Below are 18,125 nucleotides of genomic sequence, written 5' to 3'. Positions count from 1 at the left end.
CGTGGGATTGTTCGGAATTCTGCTGTCGCTCGGGCTGCTCATGTTTCTCGCCTATCGCGGGATCAACGTGCTGGTGCTGGCGCCCATCCTGTCGCTGCTCGCGGTGCTGCTGTCGGGGAACGGGCCGCTTCTCGCGACCTACACGCAGATCTTCATGCAGGAACTGGGCGGATACCTCATCAGCTTCTTTCCGCTGTTCCTGCTGGGCGCGATCTTCGGCAAGCTCATGGCCGACAGCGGGTCGGCGCGGACCATCGCGGAATGGTTCGTCGGGCGCATGGGGCCGTCCCAGGCGATCGCCGCTGTGGTCCTGTCCTGCGGCGTCCTGACCTATGGGGGCGTGTCGCTCTTCGTCGTGGCCTTCGCGGTCTACCCCATCGCCAACGCGCTCTTTCGCCGCGCGGACATCCCCAAGCGGTTCATCCCCGCGGCCCTGGCGCTCGGCTCGTTCACCTTCACCATGACGGCCTTTCCGGGCACGCCGGCGATCCAGAACGCGATCCCGTCGCCGTATTTCGGCACCACGCCCTTTGCCGCTCCTTTCCTAGGGACGGTGGCGGGGCTGATGATGATGCTGGGCGGCGTCGTCTGGCTGAACACCCGCAAGGCGCGGGCGCAGGGCAGGGGCGAGGGGTACGGCGAGCATCCCGCCACCGACGCCGATGCCGACGCGCCCGAGGCCGGTCTGCCGTCCATCGCGGTGGCCATCGTTCCGGTCGTCGCGGTCATCGTGCTGAACGCGGCCTTCACCTATGTCGTCATCCCGTCGCTCGACACGAGCTACCTCGAGACCGAGCAATATGGCGGCGTGACCAAGGACGACGTGCGCGGCATCTGGTCGATCATCGCCGCGCTGGTGCTGGCGATCGCGCTGGTCATCGCGCTGAACCTCAAGCGGTTCGGCGACCTGAAGGAGAGCGTGAACAAGGGCACGTTCGGATCGCTTCTTCCGGTGTTCAACACGGCGTCCGAAGTGGGCTACGGCGCCACGATCGCGTCGCTGCCGGCCTTTGCCGCGGTGCGGGACGCGGTGCTGGGCGTGTCGTCGAACCCGCTCATCTCGACGGCGGTCGCGACCAACGTGCTGGCGGGCATCACCGGCTCGGCCTCGGGGGGCATGTCCATCGCGCTCGAGACGCTGGGCGACCGGCTGCGCGAGATGGCCGAGCAGTCGGACATCAGCCTCGAGCTTATGCACCGGGTCACGGCGCTGTCCTCGGGCGGGCTCGACGCGCTGCCGCACAACGGCGCCGTCATCACGCTCCTCGCGATCACGGGGCTGACGCACCGCCAGAGCTATGGCGACATCTTCGTGGTGGCGGTGGCGATCCCGCTTCTCGCGACGGTCGCGGTGATCGGGCTCGGATCGGTCTTCGTGCTCTAGCGACCCGCGGGCCTCAGGAGCGCCGGATCCAGCCACCGCCGAAGATTCGGGTGCTGTCGGGGTCGTAGAACACGCAGGCCTGCCCGGGCGAGACGCCTTCCTCGGGTGTCACGAGTTCGACCTCGGCCTCGGTGTCCGAGAGCGGGCGGATCACCGCCTCGCGCGGGGGACGGGTCGAGCGGACCTTGACCGCGAGGTGCCATTCCGCGCGCGAGGTGAAGGGCGCGTCGCCCAGCCAGTTGATCTCGGCCACCGGCACGCGGCGGGTCGCGAGCATCTCCTTGGGGCCGACGATCACGCGGCGCTCGGGGACATCGAGCTTGACCACGTAGAGCGGCTCGGCGAGGCCGCCGATGCCGAGCCCGCGGCGCTGGCCGATCGTGTAGTGCAGGACGCCCTCGTGGCGGCCGAGCACGCGGCCGTCCGCATGCACGATCTCGCCCGGGTCGGCTGCGCCCGGGCGCAGCTTCTCGATCACGCTGGCATAATCGCCGTTCGGCACGAAGCAGATGTCCTGGCTGTCGGGCTTGTCGGCGACCGACAGCCCGTAGCGCTCGGCGAGCGCGCGGGTCTCGGCCTTGGATTCAAGGTGGCCGAGCGGGAAGCGCAGGAAGTCGAGCTGTTCCTGGGTGGTCGAGAACAGGAAATACGACTGGTCGCGGCGCGGATCGGCGGCGCGGTGCAGCTCGGCCCCGTGCGGGCCCGCCTGGCGCTGGATGTAATGGCCCGTCGCCATGCAGTCGGCGTCGAGGTCGCGCGCGGTCTCGAGCAGGTCGCGGAACTTGACCCGCTCGTTGCAGCGGATGCAGGGCACTGGCGTCGCGCCCGCCAGATAGCTGTCGGCGAACTCGTCGATCACCGCCTCGCGGAACGTGTTCTCGTAGTCGAGCACGTAATGCGGGAAGCCCATGGTCTCGGCGACCCGGCGGGCGTCGTGGATGTCGCGGCCGGCGCAGCACGCGCCCTTCTTCGCGAGCGCGGCACCGTGGTCGTAGAGCTGGAGCGTGACGCCCACGACGTCGTAGCCTTCCTCGGCGAGGCGCGCGGCCACGACCGAGCTGTCGACGCCGCCGGACATGGCGACGACGACGCGGGTCTCAGAGGGCTTCTTGGCCAGGCCCAGCGAGTTGAGCGGCGTTGTGTCGAGAGGCATGACGATCTCCGGTGATCGGGCTCCGGTGTATCGGGGCGGAATATAGGAAAATCGCACACACTCTCAATCCCCCGTTTCAGGCGACGTTAAGCCGCGCCGGCGCAGATATCCTCACAAACGGACACGGACCCGAGAGATGTACCTGCGAAAAGTGGACGGGCCGCGCGCGGTGACGCTGCCCGACGGCACGATCATGACGCGTGCGGACCTGCCGCCGGCGACCACCAAGCGCTGGGTGGTCTCGCGCAAGGCCGCGGTGGTGCGCGCGGTGCGCCACGGGCTGCTGACCGCGGCGCAGGCGCAGGAACGCTACGCGTTGAGCGCGGAGGAACTGGACGGCTGGATGCGGGCGGTGGACGCGCACGGCGAGGCCGCGCTGAAGGCAACCTGCGTTCAAAAATTCAGACACCTTTAGAAATTCGGACAGCTTTAGGTTGTCTCGTAAAAATTATACAATATACTCATTCCAGGCAGGCACGGTAAGGCGAAGTTAACCAATTGGCCGCAACAACGGCTTGTGAACGTTACCAGTTCCCCGGAGGTGCACGATGCGAATCCTGCTCGTCGAAGACGATCCCATGACTTCCAAGAGCATCGAACTGATGCTGACGCATTCCAACCTCAACGTCTACGCGACAAACACCGGGGAGGAGGGCGTCGACCTCGCGAAGCTCTACGACTACGACCTGATCCTGCTCGACATCAACCTGCCGGACATCACCGGGCACGAGGTGATGCGGCGCCTGCGCACGGCGCGGGTGTCGACGCCGGTCCTGATCCTGTCGGGCGCCGACGACACCGAAAGCAAGCTCAAGAGCTTCGGCTTCGGCGCGGACGACTACCTGACGAAGCCCTTTCACGCGGACGAGCTGGTGGCGCGGCTCCATGCGATCATCCGCCGTTCCAAGGGCCACGCGCAGTCGATCATCCGCACCGGCAAGATCAGCGTGAACCTCGATGCCAAGACCGTCGACGTCTCGGGCGCGCCGGTGCACCTGACCGGCAAGGAATACCAGATGCTCGAGCTGCTGAGCCTGCGCAAGGGCACGACGCTCACCAAGGAGATGTTCCTCAACCATCTCTATGGCGGCATGGACGAGCCCGAGCTCAAGATCATCGACGTCTTCATCTGCAAGCTGCGCAAGAAGCTGAGCGAGGCGACGGGGGATCCGAGCTACATCGAGACCGTGTGGGGCCGCGGCTACGTGCTGCGCGATCCCGACACCGGCGACCGCAACGGCCGGCAGATGGCCGCCACCGCCTGAGGCGCCCGCACGCTCTGGACCGCGGCGCCGGCCCCGCCTATCACTTGGCCGGAACGGCAAGGCGGAGCGGGGCATGTCCGGAAGCGAGATCGCGGTCGAGGATCTGACCGAGGATGCCGCCCGCGCGGAGCTCGAACGGCTGGCCGAGCTCATCGCGCAGGCGAACGACGACTACCACATGCGCGATGCGCCGCGCCTGTCGGACGCGGACTATGACCGGCTGAAGCGGCGCAATGCCGAGATCGAGGCCCGCTTTCCGGACCTCAAGCGGTCGGACAGCCCGTCGGACCAGGTCGGCGCCGCTCCGGCCGAGGCCTTCGACAAGGTCACGCACAGTCAGCGGATGCTGTCGCTTGCCAACGCCTTCGACCGCGACGAGATCGTGGAGTTCGACCGCAGCATCCGGCGGTTCCTCGGGCTCGGGACCGACGCGGGGCTCGCCTTTACCGCGGAGCCCAAGATCGACGGGCTGTCGCTCAGCCTGCGCTACGAGGGCGGGCGGCTCGTGCAGGCGGCGACGCGGGGCGACGGGGCGATGGGCGAGAACGTCACGGCGAACGCGCGTACCATCGACGACATCCCCAGGACGCTGAACGGCGCGCCGGACGTGCTCGAGGTGCGCGGCGAGGTCTACATGAGCCACGCGGATTTCGCCGCGCTGAACGCCCGGCAGGAGGAGGCCGGGGCGCGCACCTTCGCCAACCCGCGCAACGCCGCCGCCGGCAGCCTGCGCCAGCTCGACCCGGCGGTGACCAGGGCACGGCCCCTGCGCTACTTCGCCTATGGCTGGGGAGAGCTGTCCGAGCCGCTCGCCGCGACGCAGAAGGGCGCGATCGACCGGCTGCGCGCGCTGGGCTTCGAGACCAATCCGCTGACCGCGCTCTGCGACGGTCCCGACGAGATGCTCGCCCACTATGCCGCGATCGAGGCGCAGCGGGCGACGCTCGGCTACGACATCGACGGCGTGGTCTACAAGGTCGACGAGCTCGACCTGCAGGCCCGGCTCGGGTTCCGCTCCACCACCCCGCGCTGGGCCATCGCGCACAAGTTTCCCGCGGAACTCGCCTGGACGCGGCTCGAGAACATCGAGATCCAGGTGGGCCGCACCGGTGCCCTGTCGCCGGTGGCGCGGCTCGCGCCGGTGACGGTCGGCGGCGTGGTCGTGTCGAACGCGACGCTGCACAACGAGGACTACATCGCCGGGCGCGACGCCTCTGGCCAGCCGATCCGCGACGGCAAGGACATCCGCGTCGGCGACTGGGTGCAGGTCTACCGCGCGGGCGACGTGATCCCCAAGATCGCCGATGTCGACCTGTCGCGCCGGCCCAAGGAGGCGGCGCCCTATGCATTCCCCGTGCTCTGCCCCGAATGCGGGTCCGAGGCGATCCGCGAGGAGGGCGACGCGGTGCGGCGCTGCTCGGGCGGGCTCGTCTGCCCGGCGCAGGCGGTCGAGAAGCTCAAGCATTTCGTGTCGCGCGCGGCCTTCGATATCGAGGGGCTCGGCGCGAAGCAGGTCGAGCAGTTCCACCGCGACGGCTGGATCGCCGAGCCCGCCGACATCTTCACGCTCGAGCGGCGCTACGGCAGCGGGCTCACGCAGCTGAAGAACCGCGAGGGCTGGGGGGAGAAGAGCGCGAAGAACCTCTTCGCCGCGATCGAGGAGCGGCGGCGGATCGCGCTCAACCGGCTGATCTTTGCCCTCGGGATCCGGCACGTGGGCGAGGTGGCGGCCTCGGATCTCGCGCGCCATTACGGAACGTGGGACGCGCTCGTCGCGGCGGTGGACGCCGCGCGCCCGGCGGCACGGGCGCACGGCGCGGCAGAGGAGGCGGTGCGCGAGGAACGTGGCGCCGCCGCCGCTCAGGGCCGCCGCGCCGAGGTGTCGGGCACGCGCGCGCGCGTCTGGGCCGAGGCGGACCTGCCCGAGGGCGCCCGCGCGGCGTGGGACGACCTCGTGGGCATCGACGGGATCGGCGTGACCGTGGCGCTGTCGCTGGTGTCGACCTTCGCGCAGGAGGCAGAGCGGAAATCCATCGACCGCCTGCTCGGCGCCCTCGAGGTCGAGGAGGCCGCGCGGCCCGTGACGGCGGACAGCCCGGTCGCCGGCAAGACGCTGGTCTTCACCGGGACGCTCGAGCGCATGACCCGCGCCGAGGCCAAGGCTCGCGCCGAGGCGCTGGGCGCGCGGGTGTCGGGATCGGTGTCGGCCAAGACCGATCTCGTGATCGCGGGCCCGGGCGCCGGGTCGAAGGAGAAGAAGGCGCGCGATCTCGGCGTCGAGGTGATCGACGAGGACGGCTGGATCGACCTCGTCGGCGGCGCATGAGCGGCCGACCCGAGATCCTCTTTCCGCTCTTCGGCGCGTTGACGGGGCTCGACGGCATCGGGCCCAAGACCGCCGAGGCGCTGGGGCAGCTCGCCATCGAGGCGCCGCGCGACCTCCTCTTCACGCTGCCGCAATCGGGGATCGACCGCGCGCCGCGGCCGACCATCCGGGGCGCCGACCTGCCGGCGGTGCTGACGGTCGAGGTGACGGTCGGTGCGCACCGGGCACCCCGGTCCAAGGGTGGCGCCTACCGCGTGACGGTCGAGGACGACGCGACCGCGTTCCAGATCGTGTTCTTCCGCGGCCGCGGCGACTACATCACCAGGATCCTGCCGCAGGGGCAGCGGCGGGTGGTGTCGGGACGGGTCGAGCTGTTCGACGGGATGGCGCAGATGGTGCATCCCGATCATGTCCTGCCGCCCGAGGAGGCGGGCACGCTGCCGGCCTACGAGCCGGTCTATCCCCTGACCGCGGGCGTCACGCAGAAGGTGATGACCCGCGCGGTGGCTGCGACGCTCGCGCGCGCGCCCGAGCTTCCCGAATGGATCGACCCCGGGCTCATGGCGCGCGAGGGCTGGCCGGACTGGCGGTCGGCGGTGACGGCGGCGCATGCGCCGACCGGGGTGGCGGACCTCGCGCCCGGGGCGTTCGCGCGCACGCGGCTCGCCTACGACGAGTTCCTCGCACACCAGCTGACGCTGGCGCTCGCCCGCGCGGCGCGGCGGCGTCGGGCGGGTCTCGTGACCGAGGGCGACGGTCGCCTGCGGGCCCGGGTGCTCGGGGCGCTTCCCTACGCGCCGACGGGAGCGCAGACCCGCGCCATCGCCGAGATCGCCGCGGACATGGCCGCGCCCGAACGCATGAACCGGCTCCTTCAGGGCGACGTGGGCGCGGGCAAGACGCTCGTCGCGTTCATGGCGCTCCTCGTCGCGGTCGAGGCCGGCGGGCAGGGGGTGATGATGGCGCCGACGGAGATCCTCGCGCGCCAGCATCTCGAGGGCCTGCAACCGCTCGCCGCGGAGGCGGGGGTGACGCTCGACATCCTCACCGGCCGCGACAAGGGTGCGGAGCGGCGCGCCAAGCTTGCCGCGCTGGCAGAGGGGCGCATCCAGGTGCTGGTCGGCACCCACGCGGTGTTCCAGAAGGACGTGGCATTCCGCGACCTGCGGCTCGCGGTGGTGGACGAACAGCACCGGTTCGGCGTGCGCCAGCGGCTGGAGCTCGGCCGCAAGGGGGCGGGCGCGGACGTGCTGGTGATGACCGCGACGCCCATTCCCCGCAGCCTCGCGCTGGCGCAGTACGGCGACATGGACGTGTCCCTGCTCGACGAGAAGCCGCCGGGGCGAAAGCCCATCCGGACCGCGGTCATGTCCGTCGAGCGCATGGACGAGGTCGTCGCGCACCTCGAGCGCGCCATCGCCGACGGGCGGCAGGCCTACTGGGTCTGCCCGCTGGTGGAGGAAAGCGAGGCGGTGGACCTGACCGCCGCCACCCAGCGGTTCGAACGGCTGCGCGCTTCGCTCGGGGAGGGGCGCGTGGGGCTGGTGCACGGGCAGATGCCGCCGGCGGAGAAGGACGCGGCGATGGCGCGCTTCGTCGCCGGCGACACGGCGGTGCTGGTTGCCACCACGGTGATCGAGGTGGGAGTGAACGTGCCCAACGCGACGATCATGGTGATCGAACGCGCGGACTGGTTCGGGCTTGCCCAGCTGCACCAGCTGCGGGGCCGCGTGGGCCGGGGCGAGGGCGCGTCGACCTGCCTGCTGCTCTACCAGCCGCCGCTGACCGAGACCGGCGAAAAGCGCCTGACCACGCTGCGCGAGACCGAGGACGGCTTTCGCATCGCCGAGGTCGACCTGGAGATGCGCGGCGCCGGCGACCTGATCGGCACGGCTCAGTCGGGCCTGCCGCGGTTCCGCATCGCCGACCTCGAGCACCAGGCGGGCCTCATGTCGGTGGCACAGAGCGACGCGCGCAAGCTGCTTGCCGACGATCCGACGCTCGAGACCGCGCGCGGGCGTGCGGCGCGCACGCTGCTGTGGCTGATGCGACAGGACGAGGCGATCCGCCTGATCGGGGTCGGCTGACCCTTCCGTTCGCGGATGTTCCTAGAAAGTTCTTTACGAATCGCGTTCCATGTGAGAACAAAAGGGCAACCCGAAGCGATGGAGGTTCCCATGTTCGACCAGATCAAGGCCGCATTGTCCCGCCCGCAGGCCACGCTCGCTCAGGATGCGGCCGGCGGGATCGCACTGGCCGTGTTGCTGGTCGCAGCACTGCATCTCTAGGGTTTCTCTTTCTGCCTGCGCCGCTTGCGCCGGAGCCGCGAACCGCATTCCGCCCCAAGGATGCACGTTTCGGCCGACATGCCTGTCCCGCCCGTTCCCCATTCGGGCTCCGGGTCCCACGCAAGACGCGCCACTCACCGCCGCCTTCCACTGGAAGCGCGGCGGTTTTTTCTTTTCATGATCAACGACTTGCGGTCAGGCCGTCGCTGACGCCTCGGCCTCGTCGAGGGCGGCCGATGCGGCGTCGAGCGCCAGCAGGATCGACGCGTGGCGGTTCTTGTAGTCCTGCGCCGGGCGCAGCACCTCGAGCCCGTCGAAGGGCGCGGCCGGCACCGGCCCGTTGTCCTTGAGCATCGCGCGCAGCGCATCGCGGGCCGCGCGAACCTCCTCGGGGCGACAGCCGACGATGCTGCGCCCGACCACCGACGCGGCCGCCTGGCCGAGCGCGCAGGCCTTCACGTCCTGGCCGTAGGCCGAGACGCGGCCGTCGCGCAGCTGCACGTCGACCGTGACCGTCGAACCGCAGAGCGGCGAGCGCTTGCGTGCGGTGGCGTCCGGCGCGTCGAGCCGCGCCGTGTTCGGGATGTCCGCCGCAAGCGCGAGGATGCGCTGCGAATAGAGTTTGATGAGGTCGCTGTCGCTCGACATCGCTTTCCCTTTCGCCCGGTCCCCCTTAGATAGGCACCCGCTTTCCGGATGCAAAAGGAATATCGCCCATGCAGTTCGATCCTCAGACCTTGGTCTATGACGCGAACGGGCTGATCCCGGCGATCGCGCAGGATGCCGCGGACGGCACCGTGCTGATGATGGCGTGGATGACCCGGGACGCGGTGATGCGCACGCTGGAGACGGGCCGCGTCACCTACTGGTCGCGCTCGCGGCAGAGCTTCTGGGTCAAGGGGGAAAGCTCGGGGCACGTGCAGGAGCTTGTCGAGATGCGGGTCGACTGCGATCGCGACGCGCTGCTCGTGCTGGTGCGGCAGACCGGGCCCGCATGCCACACGAACCGGCGCAGCTGCTTTTACACCGCGTTGCGCGACGGCCACGAGGTCGAGATCATGGCGCCGGAGCCCGGCTGAGTCCGAGGCGCGCGCGCAGGTCGCCGGACGTGAGGCCGTCCTCCCGGTAGCGGGCGATGGCGCGTGCATCGTCCCGCTTGGCGAGCCGGCGACCGGCCGCGTCGCGGATCAGGCGGTGATGGTGATAGACGGGTGAGGGAAGGTCCAGAAGCCTTTGCAGCAGAACGTGAATCGCGGTGGCGTCGAAGAGGTCCTCGCCGCGGACCACGTGCGTGACCTCTTGTGCGGCGTCGTCCACGCAGACGGACAGGTGGTAGGACGTCCCCATGTCGCGCCGTGCCAGCACGACGTCGCCCACATGCGTCAGCAGATGGTCGGGCGACAGGTGCACGGTGCCCGCGTGCCGAGGACCGGTCTCCGTGAAGCCTAACGATTTTCCATCAATGGCTTGCACCGCTTTTCTCATGTCGATCCGCAGGGCGGCGTCGACGGGCAGCGGGCCGGAGGGCGGCGCCGCAGGCCGGCAGGTGCCCGGGTAGACGGGGCCGTCGGGGCCGTGGGTCACACCCTCCTGCGGGGCGTCGAGGGCGGTCAGGATGTCGCGCCGGCTGCACGAACACGGGTAGAGGAACCCGCGATCCCAAAGGGTCTGCAGGGCGCGGCGATAGGCGTCCAGGTGATCCGACTGGCGCCGGACGGGACCGGGCCAGCGGATGTCCAGCCAAGCGAGGTCCGTTTCGATCTGCGCTTCCCATTCCGGGCGGGCGCGCGACCGATCGATATCCTCGATCCGTAAAAGAAACGTTCCGCCTGCGGCTTCCGCCATGTCGAAGGCGGTCAGCGCGGAGAACGCGTGGCCGAGATGCAGGGGGCCGGTCGGCGAGGGCGCGAAGCGGGTGCGCACGGGCGCTTCAGTCGTCGCGCAGCCGGCGCGCGCGGCGCTCCTCGCCCGCCTGGTAGATCAGGATCCATGCCAGCAGGATGAACATCGGATGTGTCAGTCCGCCCGAGAACAGGATCGCGGGAATCCAGATCAGGAACACCACGATCGACGTCAGGATCCGGCCGGTGAGCAGGATCGACAGCGGCGGAAGGAACAGGGCGAGGACGTAATTCATGAGCCTACTCCGCTGCTTGCGCGGCTTGCGCGGTGTCGGTAAGCCAATCCGTCCACGCCGCCTTGGCGCGGTCGGTATAGGCCTTGTAGCGGTCGCGCCGGCCGCGGCGGCCGCCGCGCAACTTTTCCTCGAGCGGGCGGAAGAGGCCGAAATTGACGTTCATGGGCTGGAACGTCTTTGCCTCCGCGCCGCCGGTGATGTGGAGCGCGCCGTGGGCGCTGTCCTGCGGCACGGGCGGCAACGCCGCGCCGGTGATCTCTGCCGCGGCCATGCGGCCCGCGACGAGGCCCATGGCGGCAGATTCGACATAGCCCTCGACCCCGGTGATCTGGCCGGCAAAGCGGATGTTCGGCCGCGATTTCAGGCGCATGGACGCGTCGAGCAGCGTGGGCGAGTTGAGGAAGGTGTTGCGGTGGATCCCACCCAGCCGGGCGAAGCGGGCATTCTCGAGCCCGGGGATCATGCGCAGGACCTGCGTCTGCGCGCCGTACTTCATCTTGGTCTGGAAGCCAACGATATTGTAGAGCGTTCCCAAGGCGTTGTCCCGGCGGAGCTGAACCACAGCGTGCGCTTTCACCTCGGGCTGGTGCGGGTTCGTGAGGCCCACGGGCTTCATCGGCCCGTGGCGCAGGGTCTCGCGGCCGCGCTCGGCCATGACCTCGATCGGCAGGCAGCCGTCGAAGTAGCCCGCGGTCTCGCCTTCGTGGAACTCGGTCTTGTCGGCGGCCAGAAGCGCGTCGATGAACGCCTCGTAAGTGTCTTTGTCCATGGGACAATTCAGGTAGGCGCGCTGTTCCTCCTCGGTCTCGCCCTTGTCGTAGCGGGACTGCATCCACGCCTTCGACATGTCGATGGAGTCGGCATGGACGATGGGCGCGATGGCGTCGAAGAAGGCGAGCGCCTCGGTGCCGGTCTCGGCCGCGATGGCCTGGCCCAGCGCGTCGGAGGTCAGCGGGCCGGTGGCGAAAATCCACTGGTGCTGGTCCGGCAGCGATGTCACTTCCTCGTGCGATATCAGGATGTTCGGGTGCGACGTCAACGCGGCGGTGATGTCTTCGGCGAAAGGCTCGCGATCGACGGCCAGCGCGCCGCCGGCCGGCAATCTCCGCTTGTAGGCGGTTGAAATCACGAGACCTTCGGCTGCCTTCATCTCCCAGTGCAGGAGGCCCACGGCGTTCTGTTCGTGGTCGTCCGAGCGGAAGGAGTTGGAACACACCATCTCGCCTAGGTTGCCGGTCTTGTGCGCAAATGTGCCGCGGCCCGGCCGCATCTCGTGCAGCACGACGCGGACGCCGCGATTGGCGGCCTGCCACGCGGCCTCGGAACCGGCCATGCCGCCGCCGACGATGTGAAGCTCTTCGGTCATGGCGCCGAGATAGGCATTTGCGGCCCGGTTGTCACGGGGCGGCGTGCGTCCGGCATGGGTATGGCTCCGGTATGGCGCCCGGTGCGGCTCATTGCCGCCAGTCGGGATCGCGTTTCTCGAGGAAGGCGGCGATGCCCTCGGCGGTGTCGGCGTCGAGCATGTTGGTCACCATGACCTCGCCGGTATGGGCATAGGCGGCCTCGAGCGGCAACTCGGCCTGGGCGTAGAAGGCGCGCTTGCCGATGCGGACGGCGCTGCCGAGCTTCTCGGCGACGGTGTCGGCGAGGGTGGCGGTCTCGGCCGCGAGCGCCGCGGCGGGGACGACGCGGTTGACGAGGCCGATCTCGGCCGCGCGCGGCGCGTCGAGGAAGGCGCCGGTCACGAGCATCTCGAAGGCGCGCTTGCGCGGGACGTTGCGGGTGAGCGCCACCATGGGGGTCGAGCAGAAGAGGCCGATGTTCACCCCGTTCACGCCGAAGCGCGTGTCCTCTGCCGCGACCGCCATGTCGCACGTCGCGACGAGCTGGCAGCCGGCGGCGGCGGCGATGCCGTGCACGCGGGCGATCACCGGCTGGGGCAGATCGCGCACCTTGAGCATGAGGTCGGTGCAGCGGCGGAAGAGGTCGGCGAAGGCGGCGGCGCCGCCATCCTCGGCCTGCCGGGCCGCCTGCATCTGCCGCAGGTCGTGGCCCGCGCAGAAGGCGCGGCCGGCGCCGCCCAGCGTCACCACCTTCACAGAGGGGTCGGCGGCGGCAGCGTCGAGCGCGGCCGACAGCGCCGCCATCATCTCGTCCGACAGCGCATTGAGCCGCTCGGGCGCGTTCATCGTCAGGTCGAGCACGGCGCCGCGGCGCGCCTCATCCACCAGAGCCATCTTGTCCTCCCCGCCTTGCCGGGCCAGCCTAGGCGCCAAAGGGCGGCGAGGGGAAGGGCCGAGGGTGGGCGAGATGACGATCCGGATCGGTGCGGAGGAGATGGCGGGGTTCCTCGACGAGGTGTTCCCGCAGGTGAAGGGGATGTTCGGCATCGACCGCCTGGACGCGGAGCTCTTGGTGATGCGGCTCTTCGCGCACGAGCGGCACCTGCGGCCGGGGAGCACGGTGTCGGGGCCGGCGATGTTCGGGCTGGCGGATGTCGCGGCCTACGTGGCGACCATGGCGCGGATCGGGCGCGAGGCGCTGGCGGTGACGACGAACTGCTCCATCGACTTCATGCGCAAGCCCGTGGCGGGCGCGGACGTGCTGGCGGAGTGCCGCGTGCTGAAGCTCGGCCGGTCGCTGTCTGTATGCGACGTGCTGCTCTACTCGGAGGGGATGCCGGAGCCGGTGGCGCGGGCGAGCCTGACCTATTCCCTGCCGCCGAAGCGGGGCTGACGCGCCGCCCGCGTGCCGGGAGCGGCGCAACCGCAACGGGTGTGCCAAAAAAAAGGCCGAGCACAAAGCTCGGCCGAAGTCCAACAGGGAGGTATGAAGATGATGCGCCGGTGGGCGCCCCATCGTTCATGTGTTCAATTAGTCAGCGGTTTCGAGTCGATCAAGGAAATCCCGCCCCGCACAGGCACATTTCCGCTATGCGTCACGTGCATGCCACAGGCGGTCATTCCGCGCCCATGGCCTTGCGCTGCATCCTGTGCGCGACGATCTCTTCCTGAACAAAGTCGCGGAAGGCGGCGATGCGCTTGGACTGGCGCAGTTCCTCGGGGTAGGCGAGGAAGACCGGAACCTCGTTCGATTCAACCTCAGGAAGAACGCGCACGACCGAGGGGAAGTCCTCGATGATGTAATCGGGCAGGACGCCGATGCCGAGATTCGAGATCACCGCCTGCAGCACGCCGAAGTAGTTGTTCACCGTGAGCATGGCCTGGATGTCGTGGGTCATGAGCTGCTGCACGAGCTGCAGGCCCGCCGTCACCTGCGCCGAGCGCGGGTTCTGGCAGATCAGCCGGTGGCTGTTCAGATCCTCGAGCCGCTCGGGCGTGCCGAAGCGTTCCAGATAGCCCGGCGAGGCGTAGAGCCGCATGCGGATGTTCATGAGCCGCTTGCGGATGAGGTCCGCCTGGCTCGGCTCCTTCATGCGGATGGCGACGTCGGCCTCGCGCATGGGCAGGTCGAGCACGCGTTCCTCGAGCATGAGCTCGATGTTGAGCTCGGGATACTTCTCGTAGAGCTTGGAGAGGCGCGGCGCGAGCCAGAGCGAGCCGAAACCCGTCGTCGTGGTGACGCGCAGTTCGCCGAACACCTCCTCCTCGCTGTCGTGGATGCGCGCGGTCGCGGCGTCGATACGCTTGACCATGGCGGAGGTGGCGTCGAACAGCAGTTCGCCCTGCTCGGTGAGAATCAGTCCCCGTGCGTGGCGATGGAACAGCGTGGTGTTCAGGCTCTCCTCGAGCGCACGGATCTGGCGGGAGACCGCCGATTGCGACAGGTGCAGCGCGTCGCCCGCATGGGTCAGGGACCCCGCATCCGCCACGGCGTGAAATATTCTGAGCTTGTCCCAATCCATCGGATCAACTTTCTGAGGCCCCGGCCTTCTTACAGGGAATCATGAACATGTGTGCGTCGTTTTGCGCTGCGGCGCAGCGAAGGTGGGAATTTGGTCTGTGCGGGTCAATGCATTTGACCTAAAATGATCGTCATGGCGTGGTTTGCCAACAACGCCTGCAGGGTCATTGAGCGACGGGAGGCGCACGATGAGCAAGCCTGACATTTCCCTGAACGACCGTTTCGACCTGGGCAAGGGCAGCGTGCTGCTGAACGGCACGCAGGCGCTGGTCCGCCTCATGCTGATGCAGAAGGCGCGGGACGTGGCCGCGGGGCTGAACACGGCCGGCTACGTGACGGGCTATCGCGGATCGCCGCTGGGCGCGGTCGACCTGCAGATGCGGCGCGCGCAGAAGCTGCTCGCGGCCTCGGACGTGGTGTTCCGGGAGGGCCTGAACGAGGATCTCGCGGCGACCCAGCTCTGGGGCAGCCAGCAGGCCGAGCTGCGCGGGACGGGGAAATACGACGGCGTGTTCGGGCTCTGGTACGGCAAGGGGCCGGGGGTGGACCGGTCGGGCGACGTGATGCGGCACGCCAACATGGCCGGGACCTCGCCCCATGGCGGGGTGCTGATGGCCATGGGCGACGACCACACCGGCGAGAGCTCGACCGTGCTGCACCAGTCGGAATGGGCGCTGGTCGATGCCTACATGCCGGTGGTGAGCCCGGCGGGCGTGCAGGAGATCCTCGACTACGGCATCTACGGCTACGCCCTGTCGCGCTATTCGGGCCTCTGGGTGGGCCTCAAGACCATGAAGGACACGGTCGAGGCGACCGCGGTGGTTGACGGACGGCCGGACCGCCTGCGGCTCGTGGCGCCGGGCGATTTCGCGATGCCCGAGGGCGGGCTCAACATCCGGCTGGGCGACACGCCGCACGCGCAGGAAGCGCGCATGATCGACTTCAAGCGCTACGCGGCCGAGGCGTTCAGCCACGCGAACGGCATGGACCGGCGGGTCTGGGGCAAGGCGGGGGCGCAGATCGGTCTCGTCGCGGCGGGCAAGAACTGGCTCGACCTCTGCCACGCGCTGGCGCTTCTCGGCATCGACGAGGCGGAGGCGGAGCGGCTCGGGATCACCACCTACAAGATCGGGCAGACGTTTCCGCTGGACATGACGGGGTTCCACGACTGGGCCGAGGGGCTCGACCTCATCGTGATCGTCGAGGAAAAGCGCAAGCTGATCGAGGTGCAGGTCAAGGAGGCGATCTTCGACGACCGGCGGGGGCGGCGCGTCTACGGCTGGTACAAGGGCGGCGCGGGCGGCATGCACCGCGAGGAGCTGTTTCCGACGCGCGGCGCGCTCGATCCCGTGTGGATCGCGGAAAAGCTGGGCGGCATCCTGGTGGAGGAGGGGCGCGGCACCGACCGGGTGACGGCGGGGCTCGCGCGGCTCGCGGAGGCGCGGCAGGCGGACAAAGTGCAGGAGATCGCGGCGCGGCTGCCCTATTACTGCGCGGGCTGCCCGCACAACACCTCGACCAAGGTGCCCGAGGGCTCGCGCGGCTATGCGGGGATCGGCTGCCACTACATGGTGCAGTGGATGGACCGCAACACCGTCGGCTTCACCCACATGGGCGGCGAGGGCGCGAACTGGATCGGCGAGGCGCCGTTCTCGAAGACCCCGCACGTGTTCCAGAACCTCGGCGACGGGACCTACAACCATTCGGGCGTGCAGGCGATCCGGGCCGCGCTCGCGGCGGGCACGAACGTCACCTACAAGATCCTCTACAACGACGCGGTCGCCATGACCGGCGGGCAGAAGAACGAGGGGGGCCTCAGCCCCGACCGGATCGCCCGCGAGCTGCAGGCGATGGGCGTGGGCCGGATCGAGGTCGTCTTCGACGCCAAGGAGGAGCCCGAGCGGTCGCTGTTCCCGCAAGGCGTGGGCTGGCACGAACGGGCCGAATTGGACAATGTCCAGAAGGCGCTGCGCGAGGTCCCGGGCGTGACGGCCATCATCTACGTGCAGACCTGCGCGGCCGAGAAGCGGCGCCGGCGCAAGCGCGGGGCGTTTCCCGACCCGGACACGCGGGTCTTCATCAACACGGATGTCTGCGAGGGGTGCGGCGATTGCGGCGTGCAGTCGAACTGCGTGGCGATCGTGCCCGCCGAGACCGAGTTCGGGCGCAAGCGCGCGATCGACCAGTCGGCGTGCAACAAGGACTTCTCGTGCCTGAACGGGTTCTGCCCGTCCTTCGTGACCCTCGAGGGCGCCAGGGTGCGCACGGGCGCGACGACCGAGATCGACCTGCCGGACCTGCCGGTGCCGGACCTGCCCCGGATCGAGGGGACGTGGAACGTGGTCGTCACCGGCGTCGGCGGCACCGGCGTCGTGACCGTGGGCGCGGTGATGGCGCAGGCGGCGCAGATCGCGGGCATGGGGGCCGGCATGATGGAGATGGCGGGCCTCGCGCAGAAGGGCGGCGCGGTGCACATCCACCTGCGGCTCGCCCGCCGGCCCGAGGACATCACCGCGGTGCGCGTGGCGACCGGCGAGGCCGACGCGCTGATCGGCGGCGACCTCGTGGTGAGCGCGGGCGCCAAGACGCTGGGGCTGACGCGGCCGGGGCGGACCGGCGCGGTGGTCAACAGCCACGAGATCGTGACCGGCGACTTCACCCGTCAGCCCGATTTCGCGCTGCCGGCGGACCGCCTGAGACTGGCGCTCGAGCGGCGGATGCAGGAGCGGCTCGACCTCTTCGACGCCTCCGAGCTCGCGCGGGCGACGATGGGCGATTCGATCTTCTCCAACGTCATGATCCTCGGCGCGGCGTGGCAGCGGGGGCTCGTGCCGCTGCCGCACGACGCGCTGATGCAGGCGATCGACCTGAACGGCGCAGCGGTCGAGGCGAACAAGCGCGCCTTCGAGATCGGCCGCTGGGCGGTCACCCATCCCGCCGAGGCGGGGCGGATCGCGGCTCCGAACGTGGTGGCGAAACCCGCGAGCCTCGAGGAGCGGATCGCGCGGCGCGCCGAACACCTGACCGCCTACCAGGGCCGCCGGCTGGCGCGGCGCTACCGCGCGCTGGTGGACCGGGTCGAGGATGCCCGGCTGCGCGAAGCGGTCGCGACGGGCTACCACAAGCTTCTGTCCTACAAGGACGAATACGAGGTGGCGCGGCTGCATCTCGAGACCCGAAGGAAGGCGGAAGAGGCGTTCGGCGGCGATTTCCGCATGACCTTTCACCTCGCGCCACCGCTGCTGTCGCGGACCGGGCCCGACGGGCGGCCGGCCAAGCGGCGCTTCGGCGAGGGGATGCTGCGCGGCTTTGCGGTGCTGTCGCGGCTCAGGGCCCTCAGGGGGACGTGGTTCGACCCTTTCGGGCGCACCGAGGAGCGGCGGATGGAGCGGGCGCTCATCCGGCAATACGAGGCGGACATGGGCGAATGGCTGCCGCAGGCGGACCCGGCGCGCATGGACGCGCTGGTGGCGCTGGCCGAGTTGCCGCTGTCGATCCGGGGCTTCGGGCCGGTGAAGATGGCGAACGCCGCAAAGGCCGAGAAGCGCCGGGAAGAGCTTCTGGCGGCGCTGCGGGACGGCGGTGCGACGCTCGCCCGGGCGGCGGAGTAACGTCGGCGCGACGGGACGCCGCGGGGCGGCCATTTTTACAATACCGTCATGTTTCCGTTGCATTCCTGCGTGACGTGCAAGAGCCAGAGGAGGC

At 69.5% G+C, this 18,125-nt stretch carries 15 protein-coding genes; 8 read left to right on the top strand and 7 right to left on the bottom strand.

What is annotated here, in order from left to right:
* Position 1 precedes the first annotated feature (1 nt).
* The gene (locus tag RISW2_RS06555; RefSeq protein WP_043768223.1) at positions 2–1,384 is read left to right on the top strand and encodes a GntP family permease; all 1,383 of its coding nucleotides are present in this window, start codon (positions 2–4) and stop codon (positions 1,382–1,384) included.
* A 13-nt stretch (positions 1,385–1,397) separates the two neighbouring features.
* On the opposite strand, the gene mnmA is transcribed toward RISW2_RS06555, so the two are convergent.
* The gene (mnmA, locus tag RISW2_RS06550) at positions 1,398–2,537 is read right to left on the bottom strand and encodes a tRNA 2-thiouridine(34) synthase MnmA (protein WP_043768221.1); all 1,140 of its coding nucleotides are present in this window, start codon (positions 2,535–2,537) and stop codon (positions 1,398–1,400) included.
* Between the two features lie 136 nt (positions 2,538–2,673).
* Here mnmA and sciP point away from each other — a divergent pair, with 136 nt between their 5' ends.
* From sciP to recG, 4 genes are all read left to right on the top strand, one after another.
* Positions 2,674–2,952, top strand: coding sequence for a CtrA inhibitor SciP (gene sciP / locus RISW2_RS06545; protein WP_043768219.1), 279 nt, complete (start codon positions 2,674–2,676; stop codon positions 2,950–2,952).
* Positions 2,953–3,085: 133 nt separating this feature from the next.
* The gene (gene ctrA, locus RISW2_RS06540; protein ID WP_043768217.1) at positions 3,086–3,802 is read left to right on the top strand and encodes a response regulator transcription factor CtrA; all 717 of its coding nucleotides are present in this window, start codon (positions 3,086–3,088) and stop codon (positions 3,800–3,802) included.
* A 73-nt stretch (positions 3,803–3,875) separates the two neighbouring features.
* Positions 3,876–6,128 carry an NAD-dependent DNA ligase LigA gene (gene ligA / locus RISW2_RS06535; protein WP_043768216.1) on the top strand — a complete coding sequence of 751 codons (2,253 nt, stop codon included), beginning with the start codon at positions 3,876–3,878 and terminating at the stop codon, positions 6,126–6,128.
* Positions 6,125–8,215: an ATP-dependent DNA helicase RecG gene (gene recG / locus RISW2_RS06530; protein ID WP_043768214.1), complete on the top strand. Its 2,091-nt coding sequence runs from the start codon at positions 6,125–6,127 to the stop codon at positions 8,213–8,215. The genes ligA and recG overlap by 4 nt, the downstream gene beginning before the upstream one ends.
* Before the next feature lie 396 nt (positions 8,216–8,611).
* On the opposite strand, the gene RISW2_RS06525 is transcribed toward recG, so the two are convergent.
* Positions 8,612–9,064 (bottom strand): iron-sulfur cluster assembly scaffold protein, encoded by a 453-nt coding sequence (locus RISW2_RS06525; RefSeq protein ID WP_043768213.1) that lies wholly within the window; start codon positions 9,062–9,064, stop codon positions 8,612–8,614.
* Between the two features lie 68 nt (positions 9,065–9,132).
* On the opposite strand from RISW2_RS06525, the gene hisI reads away from it, so the two are divergent.
* Positions 9,133–9,495: a phosphoribosyl-AMP cyclohydrolase gene (hisI, locus tag RISW2_RS06520; protein ID WP_043768211.1), complete on the top strand. Its 363-nt coding sequence runs from the start codon at positions 9,133–9,135 to the stop codon at positions 9,493–9,495.
* Here hisI and gluQRS read toward each other — a convergent pair.
* From gluQRS to RISW2_RS06500, 4 genes are all read right to left on the bottom strand, one after another.
* Positions 9,473–10,339 (bottom strand): tRNA glutamyl-Q(34) synthetase GluQRS, encoded by an 867-nt coding sequence (gene gluQRS / locus RISW2_RS06515; protein ID WP_043768210.1) that lies wholly within the window; start codon positions 10,337–10,339, stop codon positions 9,473–9,475. The two genes, hisI and gluQRS, sit on opposite strands and share 23 nt — an antisense overlap.
* Positions 10,340–10,346: 7 nt before the next feature.
* Positions 10,347–10,553, bottom strand: a complete 207-nt coding sequence (locus tag RISW2_RS06510) for a hypothetical protein (RefSeq protein ID WP_043768208.1) — start codon at positions 10,551–10,553, stop codon at positions 10,347–10,349.
* Between the two features lie 4 nt (positions 10,554–10,557).
* Positions 10,558–11,919, bottom strand: coding sequence for a methylenetetrahydrofolate--tRNA-(uracil(54)-C(5))-methyltransferase (FADH(2)-oxidizing) TrmFO (gene trmFO / locus RISW2_RS06505; protein WP_043768206.1), 1,362 nt, complete (start codon positions 11,917–11,919; stop codon positions 10,558–10,560).
* Between the two features lie 88 nt (positions 11,920–12,007).
* Positions 12,008–12,793: an enoyl-CoA hydratase gene (locus tag RISW2_RS06500; protein ID WP_043768204.1), complete on the bottom strand. Its 786-nt coding sequence runs from the start codon at positions 12,791–12,793 to the stop codon at positions 12,008–12,010.
* A gap of 73 nt (positions 12,794–12,866) precedes the next feature.
* Between RISW2_RS06500 and RISW2_RS06495 the strand changes: the two genes are divergently transcribed.
* Positions 12,867–13,292, top strand: a complete 426-nt coding sequence (locus RISW2_RS06495) for a PaaI family thioesterase (RefSeq protein ID WP_043768265.1) — start codon at positions 12,867–12,869, stop codon at positions 13,290–13,292.
* 223 nt (positions 13,293–13,515) lie between these two features.
* Here RISW2_RS06495 and RISW2_RS06490 read toward each other — a convergent pair whose 3' ends face one another.
* Positions 13,516–14,421 carry a LysR family transcriptional regulator gene (locus tag RISW2_RS06490; RefSeq protein WP_043768203.1) on the bottom strand — a complete coding sequence of 302 codons (906 nt, stop codon included), beginning with the start codon at positions 14,419–14,421 and terminating at the stop codon, positions 13,516–13,518.
* 187 nt (positions 14,422–14,608) lie between these two features.
* Between RISW2_RS06490 and RISW2_RS06485 the strand changes: the two genes are divergently transcribed.
* Positions 14,609–18,031 carry an indolepyruvate ferredoxin oxidoreductase family protein gene (locus tag RISW2_RS06485; RefSeq protein WP_043768201.1) on the top strand — a complete coding sequence of 1,141 codons (3,423 nt, stop codon included), beginning with the start codon at positions 14,609–14,611 and terminating at the stop codon, positions 18,029–18,031.
* The last annotated feature ends 94 nt before the right edge of the window (positions 18,032–18,125 follow it).

The sequence above is a fragment of the Roseivivax isoporae LMG 25204 genome (genome assembly GCF_000521865.1).
GTDB lineage: Bacteria > Pseudomonadota > Alphaproteobacteria > Rhodobacterales > Rhodobacteraceae > Roseivivax > Roseivivax isoporae.
The sequence above is the reverse complement of the archived record's forward strand: the minus strand, read 5'-3'. Positions and strand labels throughout refer to the sequence as shown.